Genomic DNA, 25,579 nt, shown 5'->3' with positions numbered 1-25,579 from the left:
TTGAAAGTGGTATGTTCATAATTGATTTATAAAAAATACGTGATTTTGCTAAAATCTCGCGCAATAAATGTTTCTCCATCTAAAGAATGAGATTTCTTTTTTATAAAGACATGAACTGCGTCTTCGTATATAATAATTGTGAGGTGAAGCGGATGTCTTTGTTTAATAAATACACCGAGGTGATTTATAGTTATATCATCGGTGCAGTTTCTATTTTACTAAGTATTATTATCTTTCTTAATATCCCATTGATTCACCAATTTAATGAACATAAAAAGCCTGCAATTAACATCGATAATTTGTGGGACTTTATTATGGCATTTTTCAATGAAATTATTCGCGTGATGAGTAATTATATTGGTGAAATCCCTTTAGTAAGTGGCATAATCATTTTACTTTTCGGTATTTTTATGATTTTTATAGGGAGAACTTTAACGAATACAACACGTTTCGACTATGATATTTCAATTTTATTTTTACTTATTGGGATTATTTATTTTGTTTTAACCCTTATTTTTATGTCACAAGTTTACGGTTTTGCGGCATTTGTGTTTGTCATTCCTTTTTTAATACATATAGGATATATTGCCTATAAAGATGAACTCAATCCTTTTAATCGCAAAAAACACTATTTATGGATTATTGTGAGCTATGGCGTGTGTTATATTTTGGGACAACTCGCGCTTTACGGACGCATTGAAGAGCGACAAGTGGCCCCAATTGATGTATTAAGTATCAATACATTCTTTGTTATTTTATGGTTGTTAGGTCAAATGGCCATTTGGAATTTCCTATTTTTACGCCGAGCTTTACCGATGACTGAGGAAGAAATTACTGGGGAAGAAAACCCGTATTCTCGAAGTAAAAAATATAGTTTTACAGGCCAATCGCAATATCACTTTAAAGATTTTCAGGCACGTACAAATGAATTAACACAAGATTTTTCTCATCGAACACGACGCAGTATCGATATTGAAAAGTTGAGACACAAACGTGAGACAATAAAAGAAAAATGGTTTGGTTGGGCAAAATTAGAAGAAGATGATATCCCTTCATTTTTACATCGACCAAAATGGTTAAAACGCGAATATGTAAGCATTGCTTGTGGCGTCATTTTATTTTTCTTTATATTGGTAGAGTTTAAAAACCGTAACAGTTTATTTATGTCTGGAGATTGGCAACTTTCACAAACACAATACGTGTATGAATGGATTAGCTTATTCTTATTATTAGTGATTGTGACCATTTTTATTTGGACATCCGTGACGAATATGTTAAAAGGGCGTCATTATTACTTGAAATTATTTATGATTAGTATTTTATTCTTCAAGTTAATGACTGAGTATATTGTCATTTTGGTGCATGGATTAATGTTATCCATTTTTATTACACCCATCCTTGTACTGATGTTAATACCGGCAATTGTCGCATTCGTATTTCAGTTGCGACAACCCTCACCGGAAAAAATGGAAGAACAAGGAGAATTTAGACAATAATAGGTAAATAAAGAGAGTGATAGTAAATGAAAGCTACATTTGCTATCGCTCTCTTTTTGAAATATGAAAGAAAGTTTAGTTTTTCGTGTTACACTATAATAAATGAAAATAGAGAGGCTGAAATGATGAAAACAGCAATTTTAAATAAAGGTAAAGAAGCAAAGTATTTCAATCAATATCCTTTAATTGATGAACAAGATTTATTTAAAAGTGATCGTTTAAAAGAGGGAGACTTATTTCATTTAAAGTCATCTACAGATATTTATATCGCAACCTGTTATGTCGGCCGTCAACATAAAGGGTTGGGATGGGTTTTGTCCTACGATGAAAAAGAAGCTATAGATCAGTCATTTTTTGAAGAAAAATTCAAAGAAGCTTATGAAATAAGAAAATATTATGAGGAACGTGAAGGTACAAATGCTTTTCGTCTCTTTAACGGTGAAGGAGATGGCATTGGCGGTTTAACCATCGACAACTATAATGGGCATCTTTTAATTCAGTGGTATTCTGAAGGTATTTATCAGTTTAGAACTGCAGTTATTGAAGCGATGAAAACGGTCTTTTCTTATACTTCGATTTATGAAAAAACACGTTTTAAAAATGATGCTATTCAAAGTGGTTGGGTAACAGGGGAAGAACCCCAATTTCCAATTATTGTGGAAGAAAATTTTACATTTTACAATGTACACTTAAATGATGGCCCCATGACAGGCATATTTCTCGATCAAAAAGAAGTGCGTAAAAAACTAAGAGACTATTATAGCGAAGGAAGACAAGTGTTAAATTTGTTTAGTTATACAGGGGCATTTTCTGTCATAGCGGCGACGCAAGGAGCCATCACTACAAGTGTAGACTTGGCCAATCGTTCTCGACAACTTACCGAAGAAAATTTTGGTATTAATGGCATAAATCCCGATTCACAACATATCTATGTGATGGATACGTTTAATTTTTATAAATATGCCCTTCGCCATGGGCTTTCATATGACACTATTGTGATTGATCCGCCAAGTTTTGCACGTAATAAAAAGAAGACTTTTTCAGTATTAAAAGATTATGATCAACTCATTGAACAAGCTTTACAAATTTTAAATCCGAATGGAACGTTAATCTTAAGTACTAATCATAGTATGTATACGTTGAATGCATTTAAAAATACGATTAAAAAGACGTTGGCTTCTGCAGGCGTCCACTACGAAATTGATGAAGTCATGGGATTGCCTAAAGATTTTAAAACGAATAAGCACTACAAGCCCTCTAAATATTTGAAAGTAGTCTTCGTGACAATTAAGCATGAGAGGGATAAATAGGGGGTATATATTGTTACGACATACTTGAAAGGTGGCAATAATCATGGGAATTAAAAATAAAATCACACAAAAGGTTGAAAATAAATTTTTAAATATAGAAGATATCCAAGTTAAAGACGTGTTACCTAAAACAGAGGTAGACATTCAAAAACGTCGTGAGCATGCTGAAGCATTGATTAAAAAGAAAGCTTTACTATCTTCCGGTGCAACAGTCATTCCTATTCCAGGATTTGATTTTGGTGTTGATATGAAACTCATGCGCGACATCATTGAAGATGTTAATAAAATTTATGGCTTAGATCATAAGCAAGTGAATAAAATGACGGATGATATGAAAAACCGAGTGAAAATGGCTGCAGCGCTTCAAGGGAGTCAATTCATCGGTAAAAAAGTATCAAAAGGAATTTTAAAAGTCGTGATACGTGATGTTGCGAAGCGTACGGCAGCAAAGCAAACACGCTGGTTTCCACTTGTTGGTCAAGCAGTATCAGCCTCTATCAGTTATTATTTTATGATGAAAGTCGGCAAAGAACATATTCAAAAATGTGAAAATGTTGTAAAGGGACTTTTGTAAACTGACGAAAAATTGTTAAAAAACTTTCGAAAACCTATTGTGTCCACTGTTTTCGAATTGAAAATAAATGTACTTTTTGGTAATGTAATGCTAAGTAGCTAATTTACAAATAAATTTATGCTAATGTATTAATGGAATAGAAGGAGTAAGATAAAAGATGGAACAACAATCATACGTAATTATTGACGAAACAGGTATTCACGCACGCCCAGCGACAATGTTAGTTCAAACAGCTTCAAAATTTGATTCTGATATTCAATTAGAGTACAACGCTAAAAAAGTTAACTTAAAATCAATTATGGGTGTTATGAGTTTAGGTGTAGGTAAAGACGCAGAGATTACAATTTACGCAGATGGTAGCGATGAAAAAGAAGCAATTCAAGCTATTTCTGAAGTCTTATCAAAAGAAGGATTAACAAAATAATGTCTGATATTATTAAAGGAATTGCAGCATCTGATGGTGTTGCCATTGCCAAAGCCTATATGCTCATTGAACCAGATTTGAGTTTTAATGAAACAACAACAAACGATACTGAAGCAGAAGTGCTTAAATTTAATGAAGCATTAAAAAATTCAAAGATTGAATTAACAAAAATAAGAAATAATGCTGAAGAGCAACTTGGTCCAGATAAAGCGGCCATTTTTGATGCACATCTACTCGTTTTAGATGACCCAGAGTTGATTCAGCCTATTGAAAGTAAAATTCGTGATGAAAAAGCAAGTGCACCTCATGCGCTTACAGAAGTGACTCAAAATTTCATTACAATTTTTGAATCTATGGATAATGAATACATGAAAGAACGTGCGGCTGATATTCGTGACGTTTCTAAACGTGTGTTAGCGCATATCTTAGGTGTAGAGTTACCAAATCCAAGTATTATTGATGAAAGTGTTGTCATTATTGGTCACGATTTAACACCTTCAGATACGGCACAATTGAATAAACAATATGTGCAAGGGTTTGTAACAAACATTGGTGGTCGTACTTCTCATTCTGCGATTATGAGTCGTTCGCTTGAAATTCCAGCAGTTGTTGGAACAAAAGCGATTACATCTCAAGTCAAACAAGGTGATATGATTATTGTTGATGGTTTAACAGGTGATGTTATCATCGATCCGAGTGAGGATGAAGTTAAAGCATACCAACATAAGCGTCAATCTTTCTTTGCTGATCGTGAAGAATTGAAAAAACTTCGTGATGAGCCATCAAAAACTGCAGATGGTCAACATGTTGAACTTGCTGCAAATATCGGCACACCTAACGATTTAGAAGGTGTTAAAGATAACGGTGCTGAAGGTATCGGTTTATACCGAACTGAGTTCTTGTATATGGGGCGTGACACTATGCCTTCAGAAGAAGAACAATTCGAAGCCTATAAAAAGGTACTTGAAGAAATGAAAGATAAGCGTGTCGTTGTCCGTACATTAGACATCGGTGGCGATAAAGAATTACCTTATCTTAACTTACCGAAAGAAATGAATCCATTTTTAGGTTATCGTGCCATTCGTCTCTGTTTAGATCAAACTGAGATTTTCCGTCCGCAGTTACGTGCTCTGTTACGTGCTTCAACTTACGGAAAACTCAATATCATGTTCCCGATGGTCGCAACAGTCCAAGAATTTCGTGATGCCAAAGCATTATTATTAGAGGAAAAGGCGAACCTTGAAAGTGAAGGCGTTAAAGTGAGCGATGATATCGAACTCGGTATCATGGTGGAAATTCCATCTACAGCAGCGCTTGCAGATGTCTTTGCTAAAGAAGTCGATTTCTTTAGTATTGGTACAAATGACTTGATTCAATACACTATGGCGGCTGACCGTATGTCAGAACGCGTGTCTTATTTATACCAACCATACAACCCAGCGATTTTACGTCTTGTGAAACAAGTGATTGAAGCTTCTCATAAAGAAGGTAAATGGACAGGAATGTGTGGCGAAATGGCAGGAGATGAAACGGCAATCCCGCTATTATTAGGTTTAGGATTAGACGAGTTTTCAATGAGTGCGACCTCAATTTTAAAAGCACGTCGTCAAATTAAAAATTTAAGTCAAACTGAAATGCAACATCTCGCAGACAAAGCAATCCAATGTTCAACTGTAGATGAAGTTGTAGAATTAGTTCGCGCATACACATCTAAAGCATAATTGAATAAAAATGCACCAAAAGGCTGAGACGATTTTGTCTCAGCCTTTTGTGGTATAAGAGGGTGATGCCAAGCATGCGGCTTATTTATAAATCCTAAAGCTAGAATTATTAATTATCGTAATTTACAACCCTAACTTTTGATTCAAACGGTCTAGGTCAACTTGATACATAGGTTCATCATCAAGAAGAATAAATGGGGTAGCAAATGCGTCATGGTCGATCATTTGTTGACGATATGTCCCATTTTTAATATTCCGTTCTTCGTAAGGAATTTGCTTTTCGGTCAAATAATTTTTAATAAACGTACAAGGTGGGCAATCATTTTGAGTATAAATAATAATTTGGGTCATAAAGAATCCTTCTTTCTACTTACTTCTTCTACTAAATTATCTTAGCATCTTTTCATTGTCAAAATAAATATAAGAATAAAGTTAAATGTCAAATTAAAAATTATGGCAACTTTGCGACATGTCAATAAATTGTCAATGTTATATTAAGCATTGTCATTCTGTTTCATGACTGGCCTCAGTATAATGGAAATTACTTTGGAAAGAGATAAAAGGAGTGATGAGATGGATGCAGTGGAAATCAGTCGTTTTCTCACGGGAATGACGCTTGCTGTCCATATTATATTTGCGACCATTGGTGTGGGGATGCCATTATTTTTCGCAATCGCAGAGTTTTTAGCAATCAAAAAGAAAAATTCACAATATCTCGCTTTAGCAAAGCGGTGGGCGAAAGGATATACGATTACTGTAGCTGTTGGCGTCGTCACAGGTACGATTATTGGTCTACAACTTTCATTGTTATGGCCAACCTTTATGCGCATTGGGGGTCATGTCATTGCATTACCCCTCTTTATGGAAACATTCGCTTTTTTCTTTGAAGCAATATTTTTAAGTATCTATTTATATACATGGAATCGGTTTAAAAATCAATGGATTCATTTCTTAATTAGCATACCTGTCATCATAGGGGGAACATTTTCAGCTTTTTTCATTACGTCTGTCAACTCATTTATGAACACGCCAGCAGGCATGGAAATTTCTGGGGGGAGAATGGTAAATGTAGATCCTATTGCAGCGATGTTTAATGCTTCCTTTTTTGTAAGATCTTTTCATGTGATTGCGACTGCCCTAATGACAATGGCTTTTATTTTAGCAACAATCGCAGCTTTTAAACTACTAAAAAATAAAGTGAAAGAAGATCGAACATATCATCAAAAAGCACTTAAATTGACGATGATTGCAGGCTTAATTTTCTCATTGTTTTCAATGTTAGCAGGTGATTTATCTGCAAAATTCTTGCATCAGCATCAACCCGAAAAATTAGCGGCATATGAATGGCATTTTAATACTGAATCTAAGGCAGATCTTGTTTTATTTGGTGTTTTAGATGAATCTACGCAAGAAGTAAAAGGAGCAGTTCATATTCCAGGGGCGTTAAGTTTCCTATCAGATTCTAGCTTTGATACAAAAGTTAAAGGCTTAAATGAATTTCCGAAAGAGGAATTACCACCCCTTATTGTGCACTATTTCTTTGATTTAATGGTGACATTTGGCATATTTTGTTTTGTTGTTTCTGCCGTTTATGTACTCGCAATGTGGATTAAAAAATGGAATCCAAATCATAAAGGGTTATTGTATGCCATTTTACTGACGGGTCCTGCTAGTATGTTGGCGATTGAATTTGGATGGTTTTTAACAGAACTCGGACGTCAACCTTGGATGGTCAGAGGAATATTAAAAGTTCAAGATGCAGCGACGACAGCAGGTGGCTTACCATTTGTAACGATTCTATTCGCCTTATTATATTTTGTTCTTTTATTTTCAGCGAGCTTTGTACTCATTCGTATGTTTAAAAATAGACCTATCGCTAAAGAAATAGAGAAAATTGAAGCTGAGAGAAGGGAGGACCAATTATGAGTTATGAAATGATAGGCATTACGGTGCTATGGCTTTTCCTTTTCGGTTACATCATCGTTGCATCGATAGACTTTGGTGCAGGATTCTTTTCATTACATGCTAAATTGTTTGGAGAATCAAAGAAAGTGAATACCTTGATTCAACGTTATTTGAATCCAGTATGGGAAGTGACGAATGTCTTTTTCGTCTTTTTCTTTGTCGGTATTGTAGGGTTTTTCCCGGATTCTGCTTACTATTTTGGAACCGCCTTACTTATTCCTGGATCCATCGCTTTATTGTTAATCGCAGCTAGAGGCGCTTTTTATGCTTTTGAAAACTACGGTCAAGACTCCAAGTTATCTTGGTTAATGATTTATGCAGTCTCAGGATTATTGATTCCAGCTTCACTTTCAACAGCATTAACTATTGCTGAAGGTGGCTATTTGATTCGGACATCAACAGATCGCGTGGATTTAGACTGGATAGCGCTATTACTGAGTCCTTTTGGTTGGTCTGTTGTACTACTCTCAATCGTTTCTGTACTGTATATTTCATCTGGTTTTTTAACTTTTTACGCAGCCAGAGCCAAAGATTGGCCAGCCTATGCCCTTGTGAGAAAATGGTTCTTAATGTGGGGTGCACCGATGATCATGGTCTCATTGTTTGTTTTTCTATCTTTACGTGTTCAAAATAAAGCGCATTTTGATGCAGCAGTTTTCGATTATGGATGGTTATTTATTATCAGTCTAATTGCATTCTTCGTGGCAGGTATTTTAACATTACTAAAAAAAGCCCACGGTCTTGCCTTCTTATTTGTCATTATTCAAATGGGAACTGCATTTTTCGGCTATGGTTTAAGTAAATTACCTTATCTATTATATCCTTATGTGCGTATTGACCATGCTGTCACAAATGATAGTATGGCGCTCGCATTAATCATTGTTTTCGTCTTAGGCTTAATTTTATTATTACCTTCCTTAGGGTTACTTCTAAAACTATTTGTATTTGACAAAGGGTATGTCAGAGGTAGAAAATAAGGGTATTGTAAGTGGATAAAATTGTTATGACAGTGAGTGTAATGAAATGTTTTGATTCTCTACTGTCGTATGTATTGTGAGTAAAACGTTTTAATGGCGCGGAAACATTATTTTCATATAAATTAAAAAATAAGATGTCGACGCCTATCTTTTCGATTTTCGGAGGTAAAACATGGATAAGGAATATGTAGTGATAGGATTAGGGCGCTTCGGTGGAAGTATCGTACGAGAACTGAATGCGCTTGATATGGATGTCATGGCCATTGATAGTGATGAACATCGTGTTGATGAGTACAGTGATATCGCCACACATGCAGTTGTTGCAGATACCACAGATGAAGCCGTTATGAAAAGTTTAGGGATTCGTAACTTCGATCATGTGATTGTGGCTATTGGTGAGAATATTCAAGCGAGTACTTTAACAACCCTTATTTTAAAAGAATTAGGTGTTAAAAAAGTAACTGCAAAAGCACAAAACGATTACCATGCAAAAATATTAAATAAAATCGGGGCTGATACGGTTGTTCATCCCGAGCGCGATATGGGACGTCGAATCGCACATAACGTGGCCAGTGGTACCGTGCTAGATTACCTTGAATTATCTGATGAACACTCTATTATCGAAATGAGAGTGATGGAAAAATTAGCTGGGCGCAGTTTAGTAGAGTTGGATATCCGTGCGAATTATGGCATTAATATTATTGCCATTAAACGAGGAAAAGAAATTATCGTAGCGCCTGATCCTGATATGGTTTTAGAGTTTGATGATATTTTAATTATGATTGGTCATGATAATGATCTCACACGTTATGAGAAAAAAATGGCGCATTAAATACGGATTTGGAGACTATTCCAAATCCGTTATTTTATATATAAAATCAACCTACCCCAATGTGGGGCAGGCTGATGATAACTCATAAATAATAAGATTACACTTTCTCATTGACTTTCATAATGACTGGTAAAATCATAGGTTTACGTGCTGTTTTTTCGTAAAGATAAGGTTGTAACGTTTCAATGATAGAGGATTTAATTTGGTGCCATTGAATGTTTTCGTTGTTGTTAAGTTTGTAGATGACATCCTTTTTAATTTTACGTTGCGCATCATAAATTAACTGTCCTGATTCACGCATATAAACAAATCCACGTGAAATAATATCCGGACCAGAAAGCAGTTGATTTGTTTTAAAATCGATACTAACGACCACAATGACTAAGCCTTCTTCGGATAATAATTTACGATCACGAATAACAACGTTTCCAATATCACCAATACCACTGCCGTCAACAAGCACATTACCGGAAGGGATACGACCGGCAGTACGTGCAGAATCACGTGTTAAGGCAAGCACATCACCAATGTCATGAATAAAGACATTATTTTCATTGACGCCACAATCTACACCAGTTTGGCCGTGTGCTTTTAACATGCGATATTCCCCGTGAATAGGTAAAAAGTATTTTGGACGAATCAAACGTAACATCAGTTGTTGATCCCCTTGAGAGCCGTGACCAGATGTATGAATGTTTGAAATCTTATTGTGTATAACTTCAGCACCAGCTTGGTATAAAGCGTTGATTGTGCGGTTGATACTTTTCGTATTACCAGGAATAGGGGATGAACTGAAAACGACTGTATCTTCAGGAATAATCTTAATCTGCTTGTGCGTTCCATTTGCAATTCGTGATAAAGCGGCCATCGGCTCCCCTTGTGAACCTGTACATAAAATGAGTAATTCATGTTTTGGAATACTATTAATTTTGTTAGGTTCTACAAATGTTTCTGGAGGTGCTTTGATGTAACCGAGTTCAGTTCCGATTTTAATATTATTTTCCATCGAGCGACCAAACGTTACAATTTTACGATTATACTTTACTGCGGCTTCAACAGCTTGTTGCACACGATAAATATTTGAAGCAAACGTCGCAAATATGATACGACCTGTGCATCCTCTAAATATTTTGTCAACATTTTGACCGACTTCACGTTCGCTAAGTGTAAAATCAGGAACAAGTGAATTCGTTGAGTCAGAAAGTAAACATAAGACACCTTCATCACCAAGTCGAGCCATTTTGGCGATGTTTGCAGGAGCACCAACCGGCGTGAAGTCAAATTTAAAGTCACCGGTATGGACAATTTTTCCTTCAGGTGTATCCACAATGACACCATAAGTCTCTGGAATACTATGTGTTGTAAGGTAAAAACTGATTTCAAAATGTTTAGACTTGATGACACTGTCTTCGTCAATTTCATTTAATGTGGCTGTGCGTAAGAGATGGTGCTCTTCAAGTTTATTTCTAATTAAGCCGAGTGCAAGTGGGCCACCATAAATGGGAACATTGATTTTTTTGAGCAGGTAGGGCACACCACCAATATGGTCTTCGTGACCATGAGTGATAAATAACCCGACAATCTTGTCTTGGTTTTGTTCAAGATAAGAATAGTCCGGAATAACATAATCAATTCCTAATAAATGATCATCAGGGAATTTAATACCTGCATCTATAATTACAATTTCGTCTTTGTACTCAACAGCGTAAGTGTTTTTACCAATTTCACCTAAGCCACCGAGCGCATAAACACCCACTTCGTTTTTATGAAGTTGTTTCATTACTCAGCGCGCTCCACGTTAAAGTGGTCTGACTTTTCTTCATATTCTAAATGTGCGCCCTCTAATTTAGTTATGAATTCAATATTATAATTACGTTCTTTTAAGTAACGTCTCACTTGTTCTTCAGTTTCTGCTTCAACATAAATTGTTTGTGTGTTTTCACGGACGATGACTTCGTCTTTGCTATGTTGATAAAATACTTTAAAAATTGCCATTTATAATTTCCTCCTAGAATTTGAAAAATAATGATAATGCAACGATCTAAGTGCTTTTACATGAAAATAAAAAATATGAATTGAATAAGTAGACGTTTCAAAATTCGCTTTATTCAACCCATTCATACATTCACTTAGTAATTTGCATATGTATTGTGATAAACCCGTTCAGAAGGCACAAATTCTGATTGTACCTTTAACTTGTTATTATTCATTTTACCTTATGTATTCAGATAAATAAAGCAGTTTGTGATAAACTGATAGTAGCACTGAGTTGAATGAAATACGTATATTAAAATGTGTGAAATAGGTGATGTTAATGAAAAAAGCCGATACGATTATCGAAGAGGTTAAGACAGAGCAACAAAGAGAAGATAAACAGCTCAAAAGTATTCTTTTTGAAATTAGAGAAAATGAAGTCACAATGTTTTTTGAATATAACGAACCAAGTCCCTCAGAAAGTAACCATCATTATGTTAGACATGATCATGACCCAGAATTCTTAGATATTGAAACGTTTGAACAAGTAAAATCAGAGCTCAGTACGTTAAATATTCATTTTTCTGAACGCCGAGACGAATTTATTTAAAAACCACCTAAGACAACCAAGGATGTACTGAAAGCCTATAGTTGTGCTTAGGTGGTTTTGATTAGACTTCTATTGCATTTTCATGCGGTTGAAGAGGCTGATCTTGGTTGATGTGATCGTAAAACATCACGCCGTTTAAATGATCTAATTCGTGTTGAAATACGATAGCAGGATAGCCTTTGAGTCTTAAACTAAATTCTTTGCCTTCTAAATCATAGGCTTTAATTTTAATTCTATAGTGACGATGGACAAGTCCAGGGATATCTTCGTCCACACTTAAACATCCCTCTCCTGTAGGGAGATAACCTTCTTGAACGCTATAGCTGACAATTTTAGGGTTAATGAGAATCATGTCGTAACTCTTACCATTTCCATCATCAGGAAGATAAATGGCGAAAACACGTTTTGGCACATTTATCTGTGGCGCTGCCAAGCCAACACCACTACGTAAGTGATATTTCTCTGACATTTCAGGGTCTTGGCTATGATGTAAAAATGTTTGCATCGCTAAAAAGGTTTCTTTCTCTTCATTAGATAAAGGAAATTTGACTTCTTCTGCTTTTTGACGAAGTGTGGGATGTCCATCGCGTATAATATCTTTCATTGTTAGCATATTATGACACCTTCCTTATTCAATAATATATCAGATAAATGAGAAAGAGTCATAATAATATTGTTTGATTTATCAACTTGTTTTCATTACTATTACGAGTGAAAAGAAGGAGGCAACCAATATAATGAAATTTAAAAGATCATTGAGTGTACTCATCGCATCGAGTGTATTACTTGTCGCATGTAATAATGATGATGAACAAATTAAAAGTTACAATGATGGATTAGACAAGATTCAAAAAGCAGAGCAACCTATCCAAGCAGTGAATCAATCAATGAATAAATTAGAAAAAGAAAAAGAGAAACTAACTAAAGAAATCAGTGGTAAAGACATTAATTCAGTTCAAGATCAAGTTCAAAAGGTACTTAAAAACACAAATGAACGTGACAAAGAATTAAAAAAAGAAGTCAAAGCCATGGACAAATCAGAGCAAGAATTTAAAAAAATTAAAAATGATGTAAGTAAAATAGAAGATAAAGAAAAGAAAAAACAGTTTGAAGAATTTAATCAAGCTATGGAAAAGAAATATCAAACACATTCCGATTTCGTTAAAGGCTATCAAAATGTGATTAATAAAGAAAAGAATTTATTCAGTTACTTTACGGGTCAATCTGGCACACAAGAAGAAATTGACACCCGCTCAAAATCTTTAGTAGATGCGCAAAAGCAAATGAAAAGTAAAGTAGATAATTACACAAATTCAATCAAAAAAGTTCAAAAAGAAAAAAGTGATATTGACCAGTATTTCAAGTGATTTCACTATAACAGTTTCATAAATTTAATGTAACAGTTACGATGACTGTAATGGTACCAACTGTTACAGAAGTTGTGTAAAACTGTTTAACAGGTCATAAAAAATATGTTAAACTATGTAAAGATGAACTATATAAAACGGGAAAGGTATGGTGAATTGAATGGCTGCTAAGTTAAAAGCCCAATTCGATGCTGAACAAGTATTGAAAGATACTCAATCAAAATTTGAAATGGTTCAAATCTTAGATGCAGATGGAAATGTAACTAATGAAGATTTGTTACCGGATTTATCAGATGAGCAATTAGTTGAATTAATGAGAAGAATGGTATGGACACGTATCCTTGACCAACGTTCTATTTCTTTAAATAGACAAGGACGTTTAGGTTTCTATGCGCCTACAGCTGGTCAAGAAGCATCACAACTTGCTTCTCAATATGCGTTAGAAAAAGAAGACTTTATTCTTCCAGGTTACCGTGATGTGCCACAATTAATTTGGCATGGTTTACCTTTAACAAAAGCTTTCTTATTCTCTCGTGGACATTTCGTAGGAAACCAATTCCCAGAAGGTGTTAATGCATTAAGCCCACAAATTATCATCGGTGCACAATACATCCAAACAGCAGGTGTTGCATTAGGTCTTAAAAAACGTGGTAAAGATGCAGTTGCAATCACTTATACTGGTGACGGTGGTTCTTCACAAGGTGACTTCTATGAAGGTATCAACTTTGCATCAGCATTTAAAGTACCTGCAATTTTTGTTATCCAAAATAATAACTATGCGATTTCTACACCTCGTGAAAAACAAACTGCAGCCCACACATTAGCTCAAAAAGCGATTGCTGTAGGTATCCCTGGTATTCAAGTTGATGGTATGGATGCATTAGCAGTTTACCAAGCAACTAAAGAAGCTCGTGACCGCGCAGTAAGAGGCGAAGGACCAACTATTATTGAAACTATGACATACCGTTATGGTCCACATACAATGGCTGGGGACGATCCAACGAAATATAGAACTTCTGATGAAGATTCAGAATGGGAGAAAAAAGACCCACTCGTACGTTTCAGAAAGTTCTTAGAAAACAAAGGTTTATGGTCTGAAGACAAAGAAAATGAAGTCATTGAACAAGCAAAAGATGAAATCAAAGCTGCAATTAAAGAAGCTGATGGTATTGAAAAACAATCAGTCACTTCATTAATGGAAATCATGTACGAAGATATGCCATATAACCTTAAAGAACAATATGAAATTTACAAAGAGAAGGAGTCGAAGTAAGCCATGGCACAAATGACAATGGTTCAAGCGATTAACAATGCGCTAGCAACTGAACTTAAAAATGACGAAAACACTTTGATTTTTGGTGAAGACGTAGGTGTTAATGGTGGTGTATTCCGTGTAACTGAAGGTTTACAAAAAGAATTCGGTGAAGACCGCGTTTTCGATACACCTTTAGCTGAATCTGGTATTGGTGGATTAGCATTAGGTTTAACAACACAAGGTTATCGTCCAATTATGGAAGTACAATTCTTAGGTTTCGTATTCGAAGTATTTGACTCAATTGCAGGTCAAATTGCACGTCACCGTTTCCGTTCTGGTAACTCAAAAACAGCACCAGTTACAATTCGTACACCATTCGGTGGGGGTGTACACACACCAGAATTACACGCTGATAACTTAGAAGGTCTATTAGCGCAATCACCTGGTCTTAAAGTTGTTATTCCATCTGGTCCATATGATGCTAAAGGTTTACTTATCGAAAGTATCCGTAGCAATGATCCAGTTGTCTTCTTAGAACATATGAAATTATATCGTTCATTCCGTGAAGATGTACCTGAAGAAGAATATACAATTGAACTTGGTAAAGCGAACGTTAAACGTGAAGGTTCAGACTTAACAATCATCGCATATGGTGCAATGGTTCAAGAATCATTAAAAGCTGCAGAAGAACTTGAAAAAGAAGGTCATTCTGTTGAAGTGATTGACTTACGTACAATTCAACCACTTGATATTGATACGATTGTTAAATCAACAGAAAAAACTGGACGCGTGGTTGTCGCTCAAGAAGCACAAAAACAAGCAGGTGTGGGTGCAAATGTGGTTTCTGAATTATCAGAGCGCGCTATACTTTCATTAGAAGCACCTATCGGACGTGTTTCTGCACCAGATACAGTTTATCCATTTACACAAGCTGAAAATGTTTGGTTACCAAATAAAAATGACATCTTAGAAAAAGCAAAAGAAACACTTGAATTTTAATTAACTGAATGAAGTCATAATGGGGTATATAGGAATTGTTAGAGACAATCATCATGATTGAAATGCGATCTATGTTAAGAATGAAGGTACAATTACTTCTCTTACTGATTTGCGACGATCTCTAACATTCCTTTATGCCGTTACAACTTATCAATCAAAATGATTAATTAGGAGGAAACAAAGTGGCATTTGAATTTAAATTACCAGATATTGGTGAAGGTATCCACGAAGGTGAAATTGTAAAGTGGTTTGTAAAAGCTGGAGATAAAATCGAAGAAGATGATGTACTATGTGAAGTACAAAACGACAAATCTGTCGTTGAAATTCCTTCACCTGTAGCAGGTACAATTGAAGACGTTCTTGTTGAAGAAGGTACAGTGGCAGTTGTAGGGGATACAATTGTTAAAATTGATGCACCTGATGCTGAAGAAATGCAATTCAAAGGCGGTCATGATGACGAAAGCTCAAATGACAGCAAAGAAGAAGTAAAAGAGGAAGCAAAAGAAGAAGCACCTCAACAAGCACCAGCAAATGAAGACTTAGATGAAAACAAAAAAGTTAAAGCGATGCCTTCAGTACGTAAATATGCTCGCGATAACAATGTAAATATTAAAGCTGTTAATGGTACAGGTAAAAATGGTAGAATTACTAAAGAAGATGTGGATGCATACTTAAATGGTGGTGGCCAAGCTGCAACTACTGAAGAAACAGCATCAACACCTGCTGAATCTACACAAGAAACAGCACCAACAGCAGCACCTGCAGGAGACTTCCCAGAAACTACTGAAAAAATCCCTGCAATGCGTAAAGCGATTGCTAAAGCAATGGTTAACTCTAAACATACAGCACCTCACGTAACATTAATGGATGAAATTGATGTTCAAGAATTATGGGATCACCGTAAGAAATTTAAAGAAATCGCAGCTGAACAAGGTACGAAATTAACATTCTTACCATATGTTGTTAAAGCATTAGTTTCAGCACTTAAAAAATACCCAGCACTTAACACTTCATTCAATGAAGAAGCAGGTGAAGTTGTACACAAACACTACTGGAATATCGGTATCGCAGCAGATACTGAAAGAGGTTTATTAGTGCCTGTTGTTAAACATGCAGACCGTAAATCTATTTTCCAAATTTCAGACGAAATTAACGAACTTGCTGTTAAAGCACGTGATGGTAAATTAACTTCTGAGGAAATGAAAGGTGCAACATGTACAATCAGTAACATCGGCTCAGCAGGTGGACAATGGTTTACACCAGTTATTAATCATCCAGAAGTAGCGATTTTAGGTATTGGCCGTATTGCGCAAAAACCTATCGTTAAAGATGGAGAAATTATTGCAGCACCAGTATTATCATTGTCATTAAGCTTTGACCATAGACAAATTGACGGAGCTACTGGTCAAAATGCAATGAACCACATCAAGCGTTTACTTAACAATCCAGAATTATTATTAATGGAGGGGTAAAATATGGTAGTCGGAGATTTTCCAATTGAAACAGATACTATTGTTATCGGGGCAGGTCCTGGTGGATACGTTGCAGCTATTCGTGCAGCGCAATTAGGTCAAAAAGTAACAATCGTCGAAAAAGGTAACTTAGGTGGCGTATGCTTAAACGTAGGTTGTATTCCTTCAAAAGCATTACTAAACGTTTCACACCGTTTTGAACAAGCGCAACACGGTGCTGACTTAGGGGTTACTGCTGAAAATGTATCTTTAGATTTCGGTAAAGTACAAGAGTTCAAAAGTTCAGTTGTTAACAAATTAACGAGTGGTGTTGAATCTTTATTAAAAGGAAATAAAGTAGAAATCGTTAAAGGTGAAGCTTACTTCCATGATAAAAATAGCTTACGCGTAATGGATGAAAAAAGTGCTCAAACTTACAATTTCAAAAACGCGATTATTGCTACAGGTTCTCGTCCAATTGAAATTCCTAACTTCAAATTTGGCGGACGTATCTTAGACTCTACTGGTGCTTTAAACCTTAAAGAAGTACCTAAGAAATTAGTTGTCGTAGGTGGCGGATACATCGGTTCTGAACTTGGTACAGCTTATGCTAACTTTGGTACAGAAGTTACTATTCTTGAAGGTGCGAAAGATATTTTAGGCGGTTTTGAAAAACAAATGACACAACCGGTTAAAAAAGCAATGAAAGCTAAAGGTATGAAAATCGAAACTGAAGCTTTAGCAAAATCTGCTGAAGAAACAGAAAACGGCGTAAAAGTGACTTACGAAGTTAAAGGCGAAGAGAAAACAATCGACGCTGACTACGTATTAGTAACTGTAGGTCGTCGTCCGAATACAGACGAATTAGGTCTTGAAGAAGTAGGTATTAAACTTACAGATCGTGGTTTAATCGAAGTTGACAAACAAAGCCGTTCTTCTGTAGATACTATCTATGCGATTGGTGATATCGTACCTGGTTTACCACTTGCACATAAAGCAAGCTACGAAGCAAAAATTGCTGCAGAAGCGATTTCAGGTCAAAATGCCGAAGTAGATTACATCGGTATGCCTGCAGTATGTTTCACTGAACCAGAACTTGCACAAGTGGGTTACACTGAAGCTCAAGCAAAAGAAGAAGGCATTGAATATAAAGCTTCTAAATTCCCGTATCAAGCGAATGGTCGTGCATTATCATTAAATGATACAACTGGTTTCGTTAAGTTAATCACACTTAAAGAAGACAATACATTAATCGGAGCTCAAGTTGTAGGTACAAGTGCATCAGATGTTATTTCAGAATTAGGTCTTGCTATTGAAGCAGGAATGAATGCTGAAGACATCGCATTAACAGTACATGCTCACCCAACATTAGGTGAAATGAGCATGGAAGCTGCTGAAAAAGCAATCGGTTTACCAATTCATACAATGTAATTGTGTAAATAAAGATATCGTTTTTATAAGGGCGAGGACGAATTATTGTCTTCGCCCTTCATTTTGATATAAACAAATAGAGGAGGGACAAATATGGAGTACCCATACCCTATCGATGTTGAGTGGTCACAAGAAGAGATAATTCAAGTGATTGAATTTTTTAATGCAATCGAATCTTATTACGAATCCTCCATTGAACGAGACGTCGTCATGAATCGTTATCAAGTTTTTAAAAAGGTCGTTCCAGGGAAAGCAGACGAGAAAAATATTTTTGAAGAATTTAAAAAAACAAGTGGCTATGATAGCTATAAAGTAGTACAACAAGCAAAAAATTATCCTGATCAAAAAACGTTGTCTGACAATTAAATAGCCTATTGTAATTTAAGCTGTATTTTGGTATTTTTATTAAGCATTAAACTTTATGTTTAGTAAAAGTAAACAAAATGCAGCTTTTTTTAGGAGACATATATGAACATAGGACAGAAATTAAAAAATTTAAGGCAACTTAAAAATTTAACGCAAGAAGAGCTTGGAGAACGCACAGATTTATCTAAGGGCTATATTTCTCAAATTGAGAGTGATAAAACTTCACCGAGTATGGAAACATTTTTAAACTTACTAGAAGTATTAGGAACAACGCCGGCTGAATTTTTTGATGAAAAGCAAGTCGATAAAATTCATTATCCCAAAGCAGAACAACTTACTTATGATGAATACGATAAAGGGTACTTTTTACAGTGGCCAGTTAAGACATCGAATGAATTTGAGATGGAACCTTTATTGCTCACACTTAAGCCAAAATCTTCTTATAAATTGTTTGAGCCTTCTTACTCTGATACGTTTATCTATTGTATGAAGGGCTGTGTCACACTGAAATTAGGAAACGAAAAGTATCAAGCGAGAACTGGGGATGCGCTTTATTTTAAAGCGACAAAACAACATCAACTTTTAAATGAAAAAGATACAGAAGTACGGGTGATGATTGTCGCTACGTCATCGTATTTATAGGAGGAAAAACTTTGACTACATTATTATCTTTTCACAATGTAACCAAAAAATATCAAGGGAAAACCATATTAAAGGGCATCGATTTAGATATCGAAACAGGGCACTTTTACACGATTTTAGGACCTTCAGGATGTGGTAAAACTACGATACTTAAATTGATTGCAGGCTTTGAACAAGCGGATGAGGGACAAATTGTTTATCAAGGTAAAACAATAAATAATCTTCCCCCAAATAAACGTCAAGTCAATACAGTCTTCCAAGATTATGCGTTATTTCCTCATTTAAATGTCTATGAAAATGTGGCTTTTGGTTTGAAAATGAAAAAAATGGATAAGCAATCTATCCGTACGAAAGTCTATGAAGCTTTGAAACTTGTCAAATTAGAACAGTATGTTGAAAGCGACATTCAATCTTTAAGTGGGGGACAAAAACAACGAATTGCGATTGCGCGTGCGATTGTGAATGAACCTGAAATTTTATTATTAGATGAGTCTTTATCCGCTTTAGATCTAAAATTACGTACCGAAATGCAGTATGAGTTACGCGAATTGCAATCAAGACTAGGCATTACGTTTGTGTTTGTTACACATGATCAAGAAGAAGCATTAGCGCTAAGTGACTATATCTTTGTCATGCGTGAAGGGAATATTGAGCAGTTCGGAACGCCACTAGATATTTATGATGAGCCGGTCAACCGATATGTTGCAGATTTTATCGGAGAATCTAATATAGTCGAAGGGCGTATGGTGAAAGACTATGTGGTCAATATTTATGGCCAAGATTTTGATTGCGTCGATAAAGATATTCCAGCAGGTAAGAAAGTAGATGTGATTATCCGTCCTGAGGATATTTCGTTAATTGATGCCTCAGAAGGGTTATTCAAGGCGACGGTTCATTCAACTTTGTTTAGGGGTGTCCATTACGAAATTACATGTATTGATGAACAAGGTTACCAATGGACGATACAATCTACTAAAAATGCGGAAATTAATGATAAAGTCGGGTTATTTTTTGATCCTGTTGCGATTCATATCATGGTTCCAGGTGAAACCGAAGAGGAATTTGATAGACGTATTGAAGGTTATGGAGACGTAGATTATGAAAAATATTAGTCGATGGTTAGCTATCCCTTATTTTTTATGGATGCTTGTATTTATTATAATTCCTGTTATTTTGCTGTGTTACTTTTCTTTTGTAGACCAACAAGGTCATTTTTCCTTTGAAAACTATCAACAGTTTTTCACTATGCGTTATATGTACATGTTTGCAGAGTCTGTTTTATATGCTGCTATCATAACGTTAGTGTGTTTATTGATTAGTTATCCGGCAGCCTATTTTATTCGACAATCACGGCATGCGGGAACGTGGCTTTTGGTGATGATTATTCCGACTTGGATGAATTTACTTCTTAAGACTTATGCATTTATCGGTATTTTCAGTCAAGATGGACTTATCAACCGTATTTTGAATGCCTTACATTTGCCTTCACAAGGATTATTATTTACAGCGCCTGCGTTCGTTATTGTTTCTGCGTATATTTATATTCCGTTTATGTTATTGCCAATCTATAACAGTATGAAAGATATTAACAATCAACTTTTTTATGCAGCGCAAGATTTAGGTGCTAACACGTTCACGACGATGCGCAAAGTACTCTTACCTTTATCCAAAGAAGGCATTAAGACAGGCATACAAGTCACATTTATACCGGCTTTATCGCTATTTATGATTACGCGCTTAATCGCTGGTAATAAAGTGGTAAACATTGGTACAGCTATTGAAGAACAATTTTTAGTCATTCAAAATTATGGCATGGGTTCAACAATAGCACTATTTCTCGTGTTGTTCATGGCACTTCTACTTATACTGACACGTACAAAACATAAGGGAGGTGCATCGCGATGAAATGGATAGGTAAAAGTTATTTGATTGGTTTATTAGTTGTGTTGTATTTACCCATTTTCTATCTCATGTTTTATTCCTTTAATAGTGAAGGTAATATGGTTCACTTTGGAGGATTTACATTAGAACATTATGCGACGCTTTTTGGTAACGCCCGTCTATTAGAAGTTGTTTTCAACACAATTGCAGTTGCACTTATCGCCGCGGCTATTTCGACGTTGATTGGTTTGTTTGGGGCATTCATGTTATATCAAATTAGAAATCAATCCCTTAAAATATCTTTTTTGACTTTAAATAATGTGTTAATGGTTTCATCAGATGTTGTTATTGGTGCATCATTTTTAATCATGTTTACAGCCATTGGTCATGTCACAGGCTTTGGACTAGGATTTACATCCGTGCTAATTTCGCATATCGCGTTTTGTATTCCTATCGTGGTCATCGTGATTTTGCCTAAATTATACGAAATGAACGATTCTATTTTAGATGCGGGGCGTGATTTAGGTGCCTCTGATTTTCAAGTGTTGAGTCGTATCGTGATACCGCAATTAATGCCAGGAATCATTGGGGGCTTTTTTATGGCACTCACGTATTCCTTAGATGACTTTACAGTCAGTTTCTTCGTGACAGGTAATGGATTTAGTGTATTATCTGTCGAAGTCTATTCAATGGCACGTCGTGGTATTAGTATGGAAATTAATGCAATTTCAACATTGCTCTTTCTCCTGATTATGCTTGGATTAGCTTTATATCAATGGTTAAAACAACGTCATAAACGTACAGTCGAGCATAAAAGGGGGATGTCGTTATGAAACAACTCATACAATTAATAGGGGGCGCGCTTATAGCAGGCATACTTTTTTTGGCAATCGGATATTGGATTAATCATGACGTGGGTCAAAAGAAACAAGAAAAATTGTATGTCTATAATTGGGGAGAATATATAGATTCTGAATTAATTCAACAATTTGAAAAAGAAACAGGCATTAAAGTGATTTATGAAACATTTGACTCTAATGAAGCAATGGAAGCTAAAATTCGAAATGGGGGAACGAGTTACGATGTGGCTTTTCCAAGTGATTATACAATTGAGAAAATGCGAAAAGCCCATTTATTAAAACCGCTTGATAAAGAGAAAATCCCCAATATGAAGCATTTAGATTCGCATTTTATGAATCAACCATTTGATCCGCATAATACGTATTCTATGCCGTACTTTTTTGGAACTGTCGGAATTATTTATAATAAAACGAAGTATCCTGATATAAAATTTGATAGTTGGCAAGATTTAAAAAATCCACGCTTGAAAAATGATGTTATATTTGTCGATGGTGCCCGAGAAATTATGGGACTATCTCTGAATAGTTTAGGGTATAGTTTGAATGATACAAACCCTAAACATTTACAAGAAGCGGAAACTGAATTAAAATCTTTTGCTCCTTCCATAAAAGGTGTTGTTGGAGATGAAGTTTCCATGATGTTAGAACAGCATGAAGCTGGCGTTGCAGTTTTATGGAGTGGCTCTGCAGCACCTATATTCACGAGTGACGACCGTTTTGATTATAAAGTTCCAAAAGAAGGTTCAAATTTATGGTTTGATAATATGGTCATTCCAAAAACTTCTCAAAATGTGGAAGGCGCACACAAGTTTATTAATTTTATGCTAGATCCAAAAGTGAATAAACAAAATACCGAGTGGGTAGAATATGGCACACCGAATAAGACAGCAAAATCCCTGCTTCCAAAAGAAACACGAGAAGATCATAGAATCTATCCTACACCTGAAGAGCAACGTAGACTTGAAGTTTATAAAGATTTAGGTCCTCAAGTGTTGAACGAATATAATGAAAGATTCCTTAATTTCAAAATGGGGTTATGATTCTAGTTATTTTGGAAGAGTTTAGATATAATATAGGTTACAAAGTACAATAAGGAGTGAAATTATGGCTTATGAAGCGTACCAACAGGTGACAAGACCTGTCAGTCGCATTGCTGAAAAAATTCTGGGTTGGTTAAGTTGGGCGTTATTACTTCTAACGACAATCATTGCCATGTTTTTTGGATTGGTATTATTTAGCAATGAAAATTCAATACAAAATATCGAAAATGGTATTGCAAATAACCAAACAATACAAACATTTTTAGCAAATAACAACTTAACCGCGACACAATTTGTCATCTCAATGCAAAATGGCGTATGGGCATTTATTGTCTATTTAATAGTATGTCTATTGATTTCATTCCTTGCATTGATTTCAATGAAACACCGTATTGTGTCAGGACTACTTTTTTTACTTGTTGCGATTTTAACGGTACCTTTGTTTTTTATTTTAGTACCTCTATTTTTTATCATCGTTGCGATAATGATGTTTGCACGTAAAGACAAAGTGATTCCGGCTGCACGTTATTATGATGTTCCGTATGAAGAAAATTATCGTGACAAAGAGTTTGGTCATGAACGTATGAATAACGAGGAAAAGGTATATGCACAACCCACATCTTCAATTGCAGATGAACGCCGAGATAACAGCGATAGAACAATAACATCTCAAAATCATGCAACGTCAAATGAAGACAATGACACGCATTCAGAACGCCCAGTACTTTCACGTACAGCAAAATACCATCACAAAACAACTAAAGCATCGGAAGCTCCTCAAGAAGAAAGTTTCAGTGAACCAGAAGAGCCTGAAATTTCATATCAAACACGTTCTGAATCCCGTCACCAAGAATCAACGCATACTTTTGATTCTAGAACCAATGGGGTAGGCAATACTGATGAAATGGACGATTTTCAAAATGACGACAAAGCAGCGTTAAAACAACAACGTAAAGAAGAACGTGCACAAATCAAAGCAGAGAAAAAAGAGGCACGCAAAGCGCGTAAAGCACATGAAAAAGAGCAACGAAAATTACGTCCGAGTGCTTCCTCTCAACGTCGTCAAAATTATGATTATCGTAAACAAGTACAACACGAACGTACGCATGAAGACGAAAATAGGAATCAATAAATATTTACAAAAAAGCAGTAATGTCATTTATAAATGAACATTGCTGCTTTTTTGGTAAAGTCATTCAAATAAGCGTTTAAAGCAAGTCATTAACTGGACTGATTCAATACATCGCTTTAATTTAATAGCTATATTATAACTTATAAATAATAGATTACTCTTTGAATTTTGCAAACTTTTATAATTTGTGCGTTTATACTTGTGAGATAGGGTAATAAAAGCAGTAAGGAGGTATTGAATTATGGCAGATAAATATACTTATGAAACATCTCATGCGCAAAATATGAATAATGATCGCGCGCATTATGGTAATCATCAGAATTACAAACCGTTTAAACGTACAGTTGAGAAAGTTTTAACATGGATTGGTATCGTCCTCCATGCATTATGGGCGTTATTAATCATTGGTTTCGGTTCTCAACTTCCAAAGTTATTACAAAACAAAGAAATTCAACAGCAATTACAACAACAAGGTCAAGATCCTTCACAATTGACTGAGCAAAGTCAAAATATTATCCCGATGTTATTTACTGTGGGGATTCCGTTAATTCTTGCACTCATAGCAGCGTTTTTATTTAAAAAACGTATCTTAGCAGGTATTTTATTAATTGTTGCAGCATTACTTGCTTTATTCTTAAGCGCTAGTTTAATTGTTGCGATTTTATGGTTAATTGCAGGTATTATGTTACTTGTACGTAAACCAAAAAATCATCACACAGATGCGCGTTATGCGCAAGAACCTCGTCGTAATCATGATGAAGAGCGCTACCGTCACACGAATGAAGATCATCATCGAGTAGACCATGACGTTCAAAGAGACGGACGTCACACTAACGATGTAGATCATAATCGTGGCTATCATGATGTAACGCGTACAAATCATACAAATGAACATCATGACACGCATCGTCAAAATAATGGTGTACGCGAAAATGATCATGATTTCCGTGATGAGCGTCAAAATCTACGCAATGAGCCACGTGACTTAAAAGATAAAGGATCAGAGGCTAAAGAGCGTTTCAATGATTTTAAAGACGATCGTCGTTAATAATTTGATATTTCATTGTTAAATTTGAGACAAACTTTCCTAACCTTTGGAAAGTTTGTCTTTTTTGGTTAGGTATAGATAGAATGTATTACAAAATAAAGAGGCATTATTAAAAGTAAACAACTGGAGTGTGGAAGCGTACGATGAAAAAGTCATCACTGTTAGTCAGGAGACCATTTATAAAGAAAAAAACGCTCTGTTCAGTCCAACTTTGATAAAAGGTT

At 35.5% G+C, this 25,579-nt stretch carries 26 protein-coding genes; 22 read left to right on the top strand and 4 right to left on the bottom strand.

What is annotated here, in order from left to right; genetic code table 11:
• Positions 1–152 precede the first annotated feature (152 nt).
• The 5 genes from auxA (at position 153) to ptsP (ending at position 5,525) form a co-directional block, all read left to right on the top strand.
• Positions 153–1,496 carry a lipoteichoic acid stability factor AuxA gene (auxA, locus tag PYW36_RS08100; protein ID WP_037571820.1) on the top strand — a complete coding sequence of 448 codons (1,344 nt, stop codon included), beginning with the start codon at positions 153–155 and terminating at the stop codon, positions 1,494–1,496.
• A gap of 125 nt (positions 1,497–1,621) precedes the next feature.
• On the top strand, positions 1,622–2,806 hold the full coding sequence (locus tag PYW36_RS08095) for a class I SAM-dependent rRNA methyltransferase (protein ID WP_103159443.1): 1,185 nt from the start codon (positions 1,622–1,624) through the stop codon (positions 2,804–2,806).
• A 43-nt stretch (positions 2,807–2,849) separates the two neighbouring features.
• Entirely contained in the window at positions 2,850–3,380 is a 531-nt protein-coding gene (locus PYW36_RS08090; RefSeq protein WP_037571815.1) for a hypothetical protein, read from the top strand.
• Between the two features lie 157 nt (positions 3,381–3,537).
• A complete protein-coding gene (locus tag PYW36_RS08085) occupies positions 3,538–3,804 on the top strand; it encodes a phosphocarrier protein HPr (protein WP_037566021.1) in 267 nt (88 codons plus the stop codon).
• On the top strand, positions 3,804–5,525 hold the full coding sequence (gene ptsP / locus PYW36_RS08080) for a phosphoenolpyruvate--protein phosphotransferase (RefSeq protein WP_037571813.1): 1,722 nt from the start codon (positions 3,804–3,806) through the stop codon (positions 5,523–5,525). The genes PYW36_RS08085 and ptsP overlap by 1 nt, the downstream gene beginning before the upstream one ends.
• Positions 5,526–5,648: 123 nt before the next feature.
• On the opposite strand, the gene PYW36_RS08075 is transcribed toward ptsP, so the two are convergent.
• Positions 5,649–5,876, bottom strand: coding sequence for a glutaredoxin family protein (locus PYW36_RS08075; RefSeq protein WP_037571811.1), 228 nt, complete (start codon positions 5,874–5,876; stop codon positions 5,649–5,651).
• Positions 5,877–6,098: 222 nt separating this feature from the next.
• On the opposite strand from PYW36_RS08075, the gene PYW36_RS08070 reads away from it, so the two are divergent.
• From PYW36_RS08070 to PYW36_RS08060, 3 genes are all read left to right on the top strand, one after another.
• Positions 6,099–7,451, top strand: a complete 1,353-nt coding sequence (locus PYW36_RS08070) for a cytochrome ubiquinol oxidase subunit I (RefSeq protein ID WP_103159442.1) — start codon at positions 6,099–6,101, stop codon at positions 7,449–7,451.
• A complete protein-coding gene (locus PYW36_RS08065; RefSeq protein ID WP_103159441.1) occupies positions 7,448–8,467 on the top strand; it encodes a cytochrome d ubiquinol oxidase subunit II in 1,020 nt (339 codons plus the stop codon). Before PYW36_RS08070 ends, PYW36_RS08065 begins: the two co-directional genes overlap by 4 nt.
• Before the next feature lie 172 nt (positions 8,468–8,639).
• Positions 8,640–9,299 carry a potassium channel family protein gene (locus PYW36_RS08060; RefSeq protein ID WP_037571801.1) on the top strand — a complete coding sequence of 220 codons (660 nt, stop codon included), beginning with the start codon at positions 8,640–8,642 and terminating at the stop codon, positions 9,297–9,299.
• Between the two features lie 97 nt (positions 9,300–9,396).
• On the opposite strand, the gene rnjA is transcribed toward PYW36_RS08060, so the two are convergent.
• Both rnjA and PYW36_RS08050 read right to left on the bottom strand, forming a co-directional pair.
• Positions 9,397–11,079, bottom strand: a complete 1,683-nt coding sequence (gene rnjA, locus PYW36_RS08055; RefSeq protein ID WP_103159440.1) for a ribonuclease J1 — start codon at positions 11,077–11,079, stop codon at positions 9,397–9,399.
• Positions 11,079–11,294, bottom strand: coding sequence for a DNA-dependent RNA polymerase subunit epsilon (locus PYW36_RS08050; RefSeq protein ID WP_037571792.1), 216 nt, complete (start codon positions 11,292–11,294; stop codon positions 11,079–11,081). Before PYW36_RS08050 ends, rnjA begins: the two co-directional genes overlap by 1 nt.
• 319 nt (positions 11,295–11,613) lie before the next feature.
• Here PYW36_RS08050 and PYW36_RS08045 point away from each other — a divergent pair, with 319 nt between their 5' ends.
• The gene (locus PYW36_RS08045; protein WP_037571790.1) at positions 11,614–11,883 is read left to right on the top strand and encodes a hypothetical protein; all 270 of its coding nucleotides are present in this window, start codon (positions 11,614–11,616) and stop codon (positions 11,881–11,883) included.
• Between the two features lie 61 nt (positions 11,884–11,944).
• On the opposite strand, the gene def is transcribed toward PYW36_RS08045, so the two are convergent.
• Positions 11,945–12,496, bottom strand: a complete 552-nt coding sequence (gene def / locus PYW36_RS08040) for a peptide deformylase (RefSeq protein WP_037571788.1) — start codon at positions 12,494–12,496, stop codon at positions 11,945–11,947.
• Between the two features lie 124 nt (positions 12,497–12,620).
• On the opposite strand from def, the gene PYW36_RS08035 reads away from it, so the two are divergent.
• From PYW36_RS08035 to PYW36_RS07975, 13 genes are all read left to right on the top strand, one after another.
• Complete coding sequence (locus PYW36_RS08035; protein WP_037571785.1) at positions 12,621–13,250, top strand: YkyA family protein; 630 nt, start codon at positions 12,621–12,623, stop codon at positions 13,248–13,250.
• 160 nt (positions 13,251–13,410) lie between these two features.
• Positions 13,411–14,523, top strand: a complete 1,113-nt coding sequence (gene pdhA / locus PYW36_RS08030) for a pyruvate dehydrogenase (acetyl-transferring) E1 component subunit alpha (protein WP_037571778.1) — start codon at positions 13,411–13,413, stop codon at positions 14,521–14,523.
• 3 nt (positions 14,524–14,526) lie between these two features.
• On the top strand, positions 14,527–15,504 hold the full coding sequence (locus tag PYW36_RS08025) for an alpha-ketoacid dehydrogenase subunit beta (RefSeq protein WP_103159439.1): 978 nt from the start codon (positions 14,527–14,529) through the stop codon (positions 15,502–15,504).
• Between the two features lie 182 nt (positions 15,505–15,686).
• Positions 15,687–16,976: a dihydrolipoamide acetyltransferase family protein gene (locus PYW36_RS08020; RefSeq protein WP_103159438.1), complete on the top strand. Its 1,290-nt coding sequence runs from the start codon at positions 15,687–15,689 to the stop codon at positions 16,974–16,976.
• A gap of 3 nt (positions 16,977–16,979) precedes the next feature.
• On the top strand, positions 16,980–18,386 hold the full coding sequence (gene lpdA, locus PYW36_RS08015; protein ID WP_103159437.1) for a dihydrolipoyl dehydrogenase: 1,407 nt from the start codon (positions 16,980–16,982) through the stop codon (positions 18,384–18,386).
• Between the two features lie 93 nt (positions 18,387–18,479).
• The gene (locus PYW36_RS08010) at positions 18,480–18,752 is read left to right on the top strand and encodes a UPF0223 family protein (RefSeq protein WP_037571766.1); all 273 of its coding nucleotides are present in this window, start codon (positions 18,480–18,482) and stop codon (positions 18,750–18,752) included.
• A gap of 102 nt (positions 18,753–18,854) precedes the next feature.
• Positions 18,855–19,394, top strand: a complete 540-nt coding sequence (locus PYW36_RS08005; protein ID WP_037571758.1) for a helix-turn-helix domain-containing protein — start codon at positions 18,855–18,857, stop codon at positions 19,392–19,394.
• 11 nt (positions 19,395–19,405) lie between these two features.
• Positions 19,406–20,506 carry an ABC transporter ATP-binding protein gene (locus PYW36_RS08000; RefSeq protein ID WP_103159436.1) on the top strand — a complete coding sequence of 367 codons (1,101 nt, stop codon included), beginning with the start codon at positions 19,406–19,408 and terminating at the stop codon, positions 20,504–20,506.
• On the top strand, positions 20,493–21,299 hold the full coding sequence (locus PYW36_RS07995; protein WP_103159435.1) for an ABC transporter permease: 807 nt from the start codon (positions 20,493–20,495) through the stop codon (positions 21,297–21,299). Before PYW36_RS08000 ends, PYW36_RS07995 begins: the two co-directional genes overlap by 14 nt.
• The gene (locus PYW36_RS07990) at positions 21,296–22,108 is read left to right on the top strand and encodes an ABC transporter permease (protein WP_103159434.1); all 813 of its coding nucleotides are present in this window, start codon (positions 21,296–21,298) and stop codon (positions 22,106–22,108) included. Before PYW36_RS07995 ends, PYW36_RS07990 begins: the two co-directional genes overlap by 4 nt.
• Positions 22,105–23,175, top strand: coding sequence for an ABC transporter substrate-binding protein (locus PYW36_RS07985; protein ID WP_103159433.1), 1,071 nt, complete (start codon positions 22,105–22,107; stop codon positions 23,173–23,175). The genes PYW36_RS07990 and PYW36_RS07985 overlap by 4 nt, the downstream gene beginning before the upstream one ends.
• Positions 23,176–23,239: 64 nt before the next feature.
• A complete protein-coding gene (gene auxB / locus PYW36_RS07980) occupies positions 23,240–24,307 on the top strand; it encodes a lipoteichoic acid stability factor AuxB (RefSeq protein WP_103159432.1) in 1,068 nt (355 codons plus the stop codon).
• A 241-nt stretch (positions 24,308–24,548) separates the two neighbouring features.
• Positions 24,549–25,355 (top strand): DUF4064 domain-containing protein, encoded by an 807-nt coding sequence (locus tag PYW36_RS07975; RefSeq protein ID WP_037571746.1) that lies wholly within the window; start codon positions 24,549–24,551, stop codon positions 25,353–25,355.
• The last annotated feature ends 224 nt before the right edge of the window (positions 25,356–25,579 follow it).

This window comes from Staphylococcus chromogenes (assembly GCF_029024625.1).
Classification (GTDB): Bacteria; Bacillota; Bacilli; order Staphylococcales; family Staphylococcaceae; genus Staphylococcus; species Staphylococcus chromogenes.
This window is presented reverse-complemented; position numbering and strand designations above follow the sequence as displayed.

Excerpts from the sequence above, each read along its gene's own strand:
- auxA (WP_037571820.1), top strand. The coding sequence starts at position 153 with ATGTCTTTGTTTAATAAATACACCGAGGTGATTTATAGTTATATCATC.
- PYW36_RS08095 (WP_103159443.1), top strand. The coding sequence starts at position 1,622 with ATGAAAACAGCAATTTTAAATAAAGGTAAAGAAGCAAAGTATTTCAAT.
- PYW36_RS08090 (WP_037571815.1), top strand. The coding sequence starts at position 2,850 with ATGGGAATTAAAAATAAAATCACACAAAAGGTTGAAAATAAATTTTTA.
- PYW36_RS08085 (WP_037566021.1), top strand. The coding sequence starts at position 3,538 with ATGGAACAACAATCATACGTAATTATTGACGAAACAGGTATTCACGCA.
- ptsP (WP_037571813.1), top strand. The coding sequence starts at position 3,804 with ATGTCTGATATTATTAAAGGAATTGCAGCATCTGATGGTGTTGCCATT.
- PYW36_RS08075 (WP_037571811.1), bottom strand. The coding sequence starts at position 5,876 with ATGACCCAAATTATTATTTATACTCAAAATGATTGCCCACCTTGTACG.
- PYW36_RS08070 (WP_103159442.1), top strand. The coding sequence starts at position 6,099 with ATGGATGCAGTGGAAATCAGTCGTTTTCTCACGGGAATGACGCTTGCT.
- PYW36_RS08065 (WP_103159441.1), top strand. The coding sequence starts at position 7,448 with ATGAGTTATGAAATGATAGGCATTACGGTGCTATGGCTTTTCCTTTTC.
- PYW36_RS08060 (WP_037571801.1), top strand. The coding sequence starts at position 8,640 with ATGGATAAGGAATATGTAGTGATAGGATTAGGGCGCTTCGGTGGAAGT.
- rnjA (WP_103159440.1), bottom strand. The coding sequence starts at position 11,079 with ATGAAACAACTTCATAAAAACGAAGTGGGTGTTTATGCGCTCGGTGGC.
- PYW36_RS08050 (WP_037571792.1), bottom strand. The coding sequence starts at position 11,294 with ATGGCAATTTTTAAAGTATTTTATCAACATAGCAAAGACGAAGTCATC.
- PYW36_RS08045 (WP_037571790.1), top strand. The coding sequence starts at position 11,614 with ATGAAAAAAGCCGATACGATTATCGAAGAGGTTAAGACAGAGCAACAA.
- def (WP_037571788.1), bottom strand. The coding sequence starts at position 12,496 with ATGCTAACAATGAAAGATATTATACGCGATGGACATCCCACACTTCGT.
- PYW36_RS08035 (WP_037571785.1), top strand. The coding sequence starts at position 12,621 with ATGAAATTTAAAAGATCATTGAGTGTACTCATCGCATCGAGTGTATTA.
- pdhA (WP_037571778.1), top strand. The coding sequence starts at position 13,411 with ATGGCTGCTAAGTTAAAAGCCCAATTCGATGCTGAACAAGTATTGAAA.
- PYW36_RS08025 (WP_103159439.1), top strand. The coding sequence starts at position 14,527 with ATGGCACAAATGACAATGGTTCAAGCGATTAACAATGCGCTAGCAACT.
- lpdA (WP_103159437.1), top strand. The coding sequence starts at position 16,980 with ATGGTAGTCGGAGATTTTCCAATTGAAACAGATACTATTGTTATCGGG.
- PYW36_RS08010 (WP_037571766.1), top strand. The coding sequence starts at position 18,480 with ATGGAGTACCCATACCCTATCGATGTTGAGTGGTCACAAGAAGAGATA.
- PYW36_RS08005 (WP_037571758.1), top strand. The coding sequence starts at position 18,855 with ATGAACATAGGACAGAAATTAAAAAATTTAAGGCAACTTAAAAATTTA.
- PYW36_RS07995 (WP_103159435.1), top strand. The coding sequence starts at position 20,493 with ATGAAAAATATTAGTCGATGGTTAGCTATCCCTTATTTTTTATGGATG.
- PYW36_RS07990 (WP_103159434.1), top strand. The coding sequence starts at position 21,296 with ATGAAATGGATAGGTAAAAGTTATTTGATTGGTTTATTAGTTGTGTTG.
- PYW36_RS07985 (WP_103159433.1), top strand. The coding sequence starts at position 22,105 with ATGAAACAACTCATACAATTAATAGGGGGCGCGCTTATAGCAGGCATA.
- auxB (WP_103159432.1), top strand. The coding sequence starts at position 23,240 with ATGGCTTATGAAGCGTACCAACAGGTGACAAGACCTGTCAGTCGCATT.
- PYW36_RS07975 (WP_037571746.1), top strand. The coding sequence starts at position 24,549 with ATGGCAGATAAATATACTTATGAAACATCTCATGCGCAAAATATGAAT.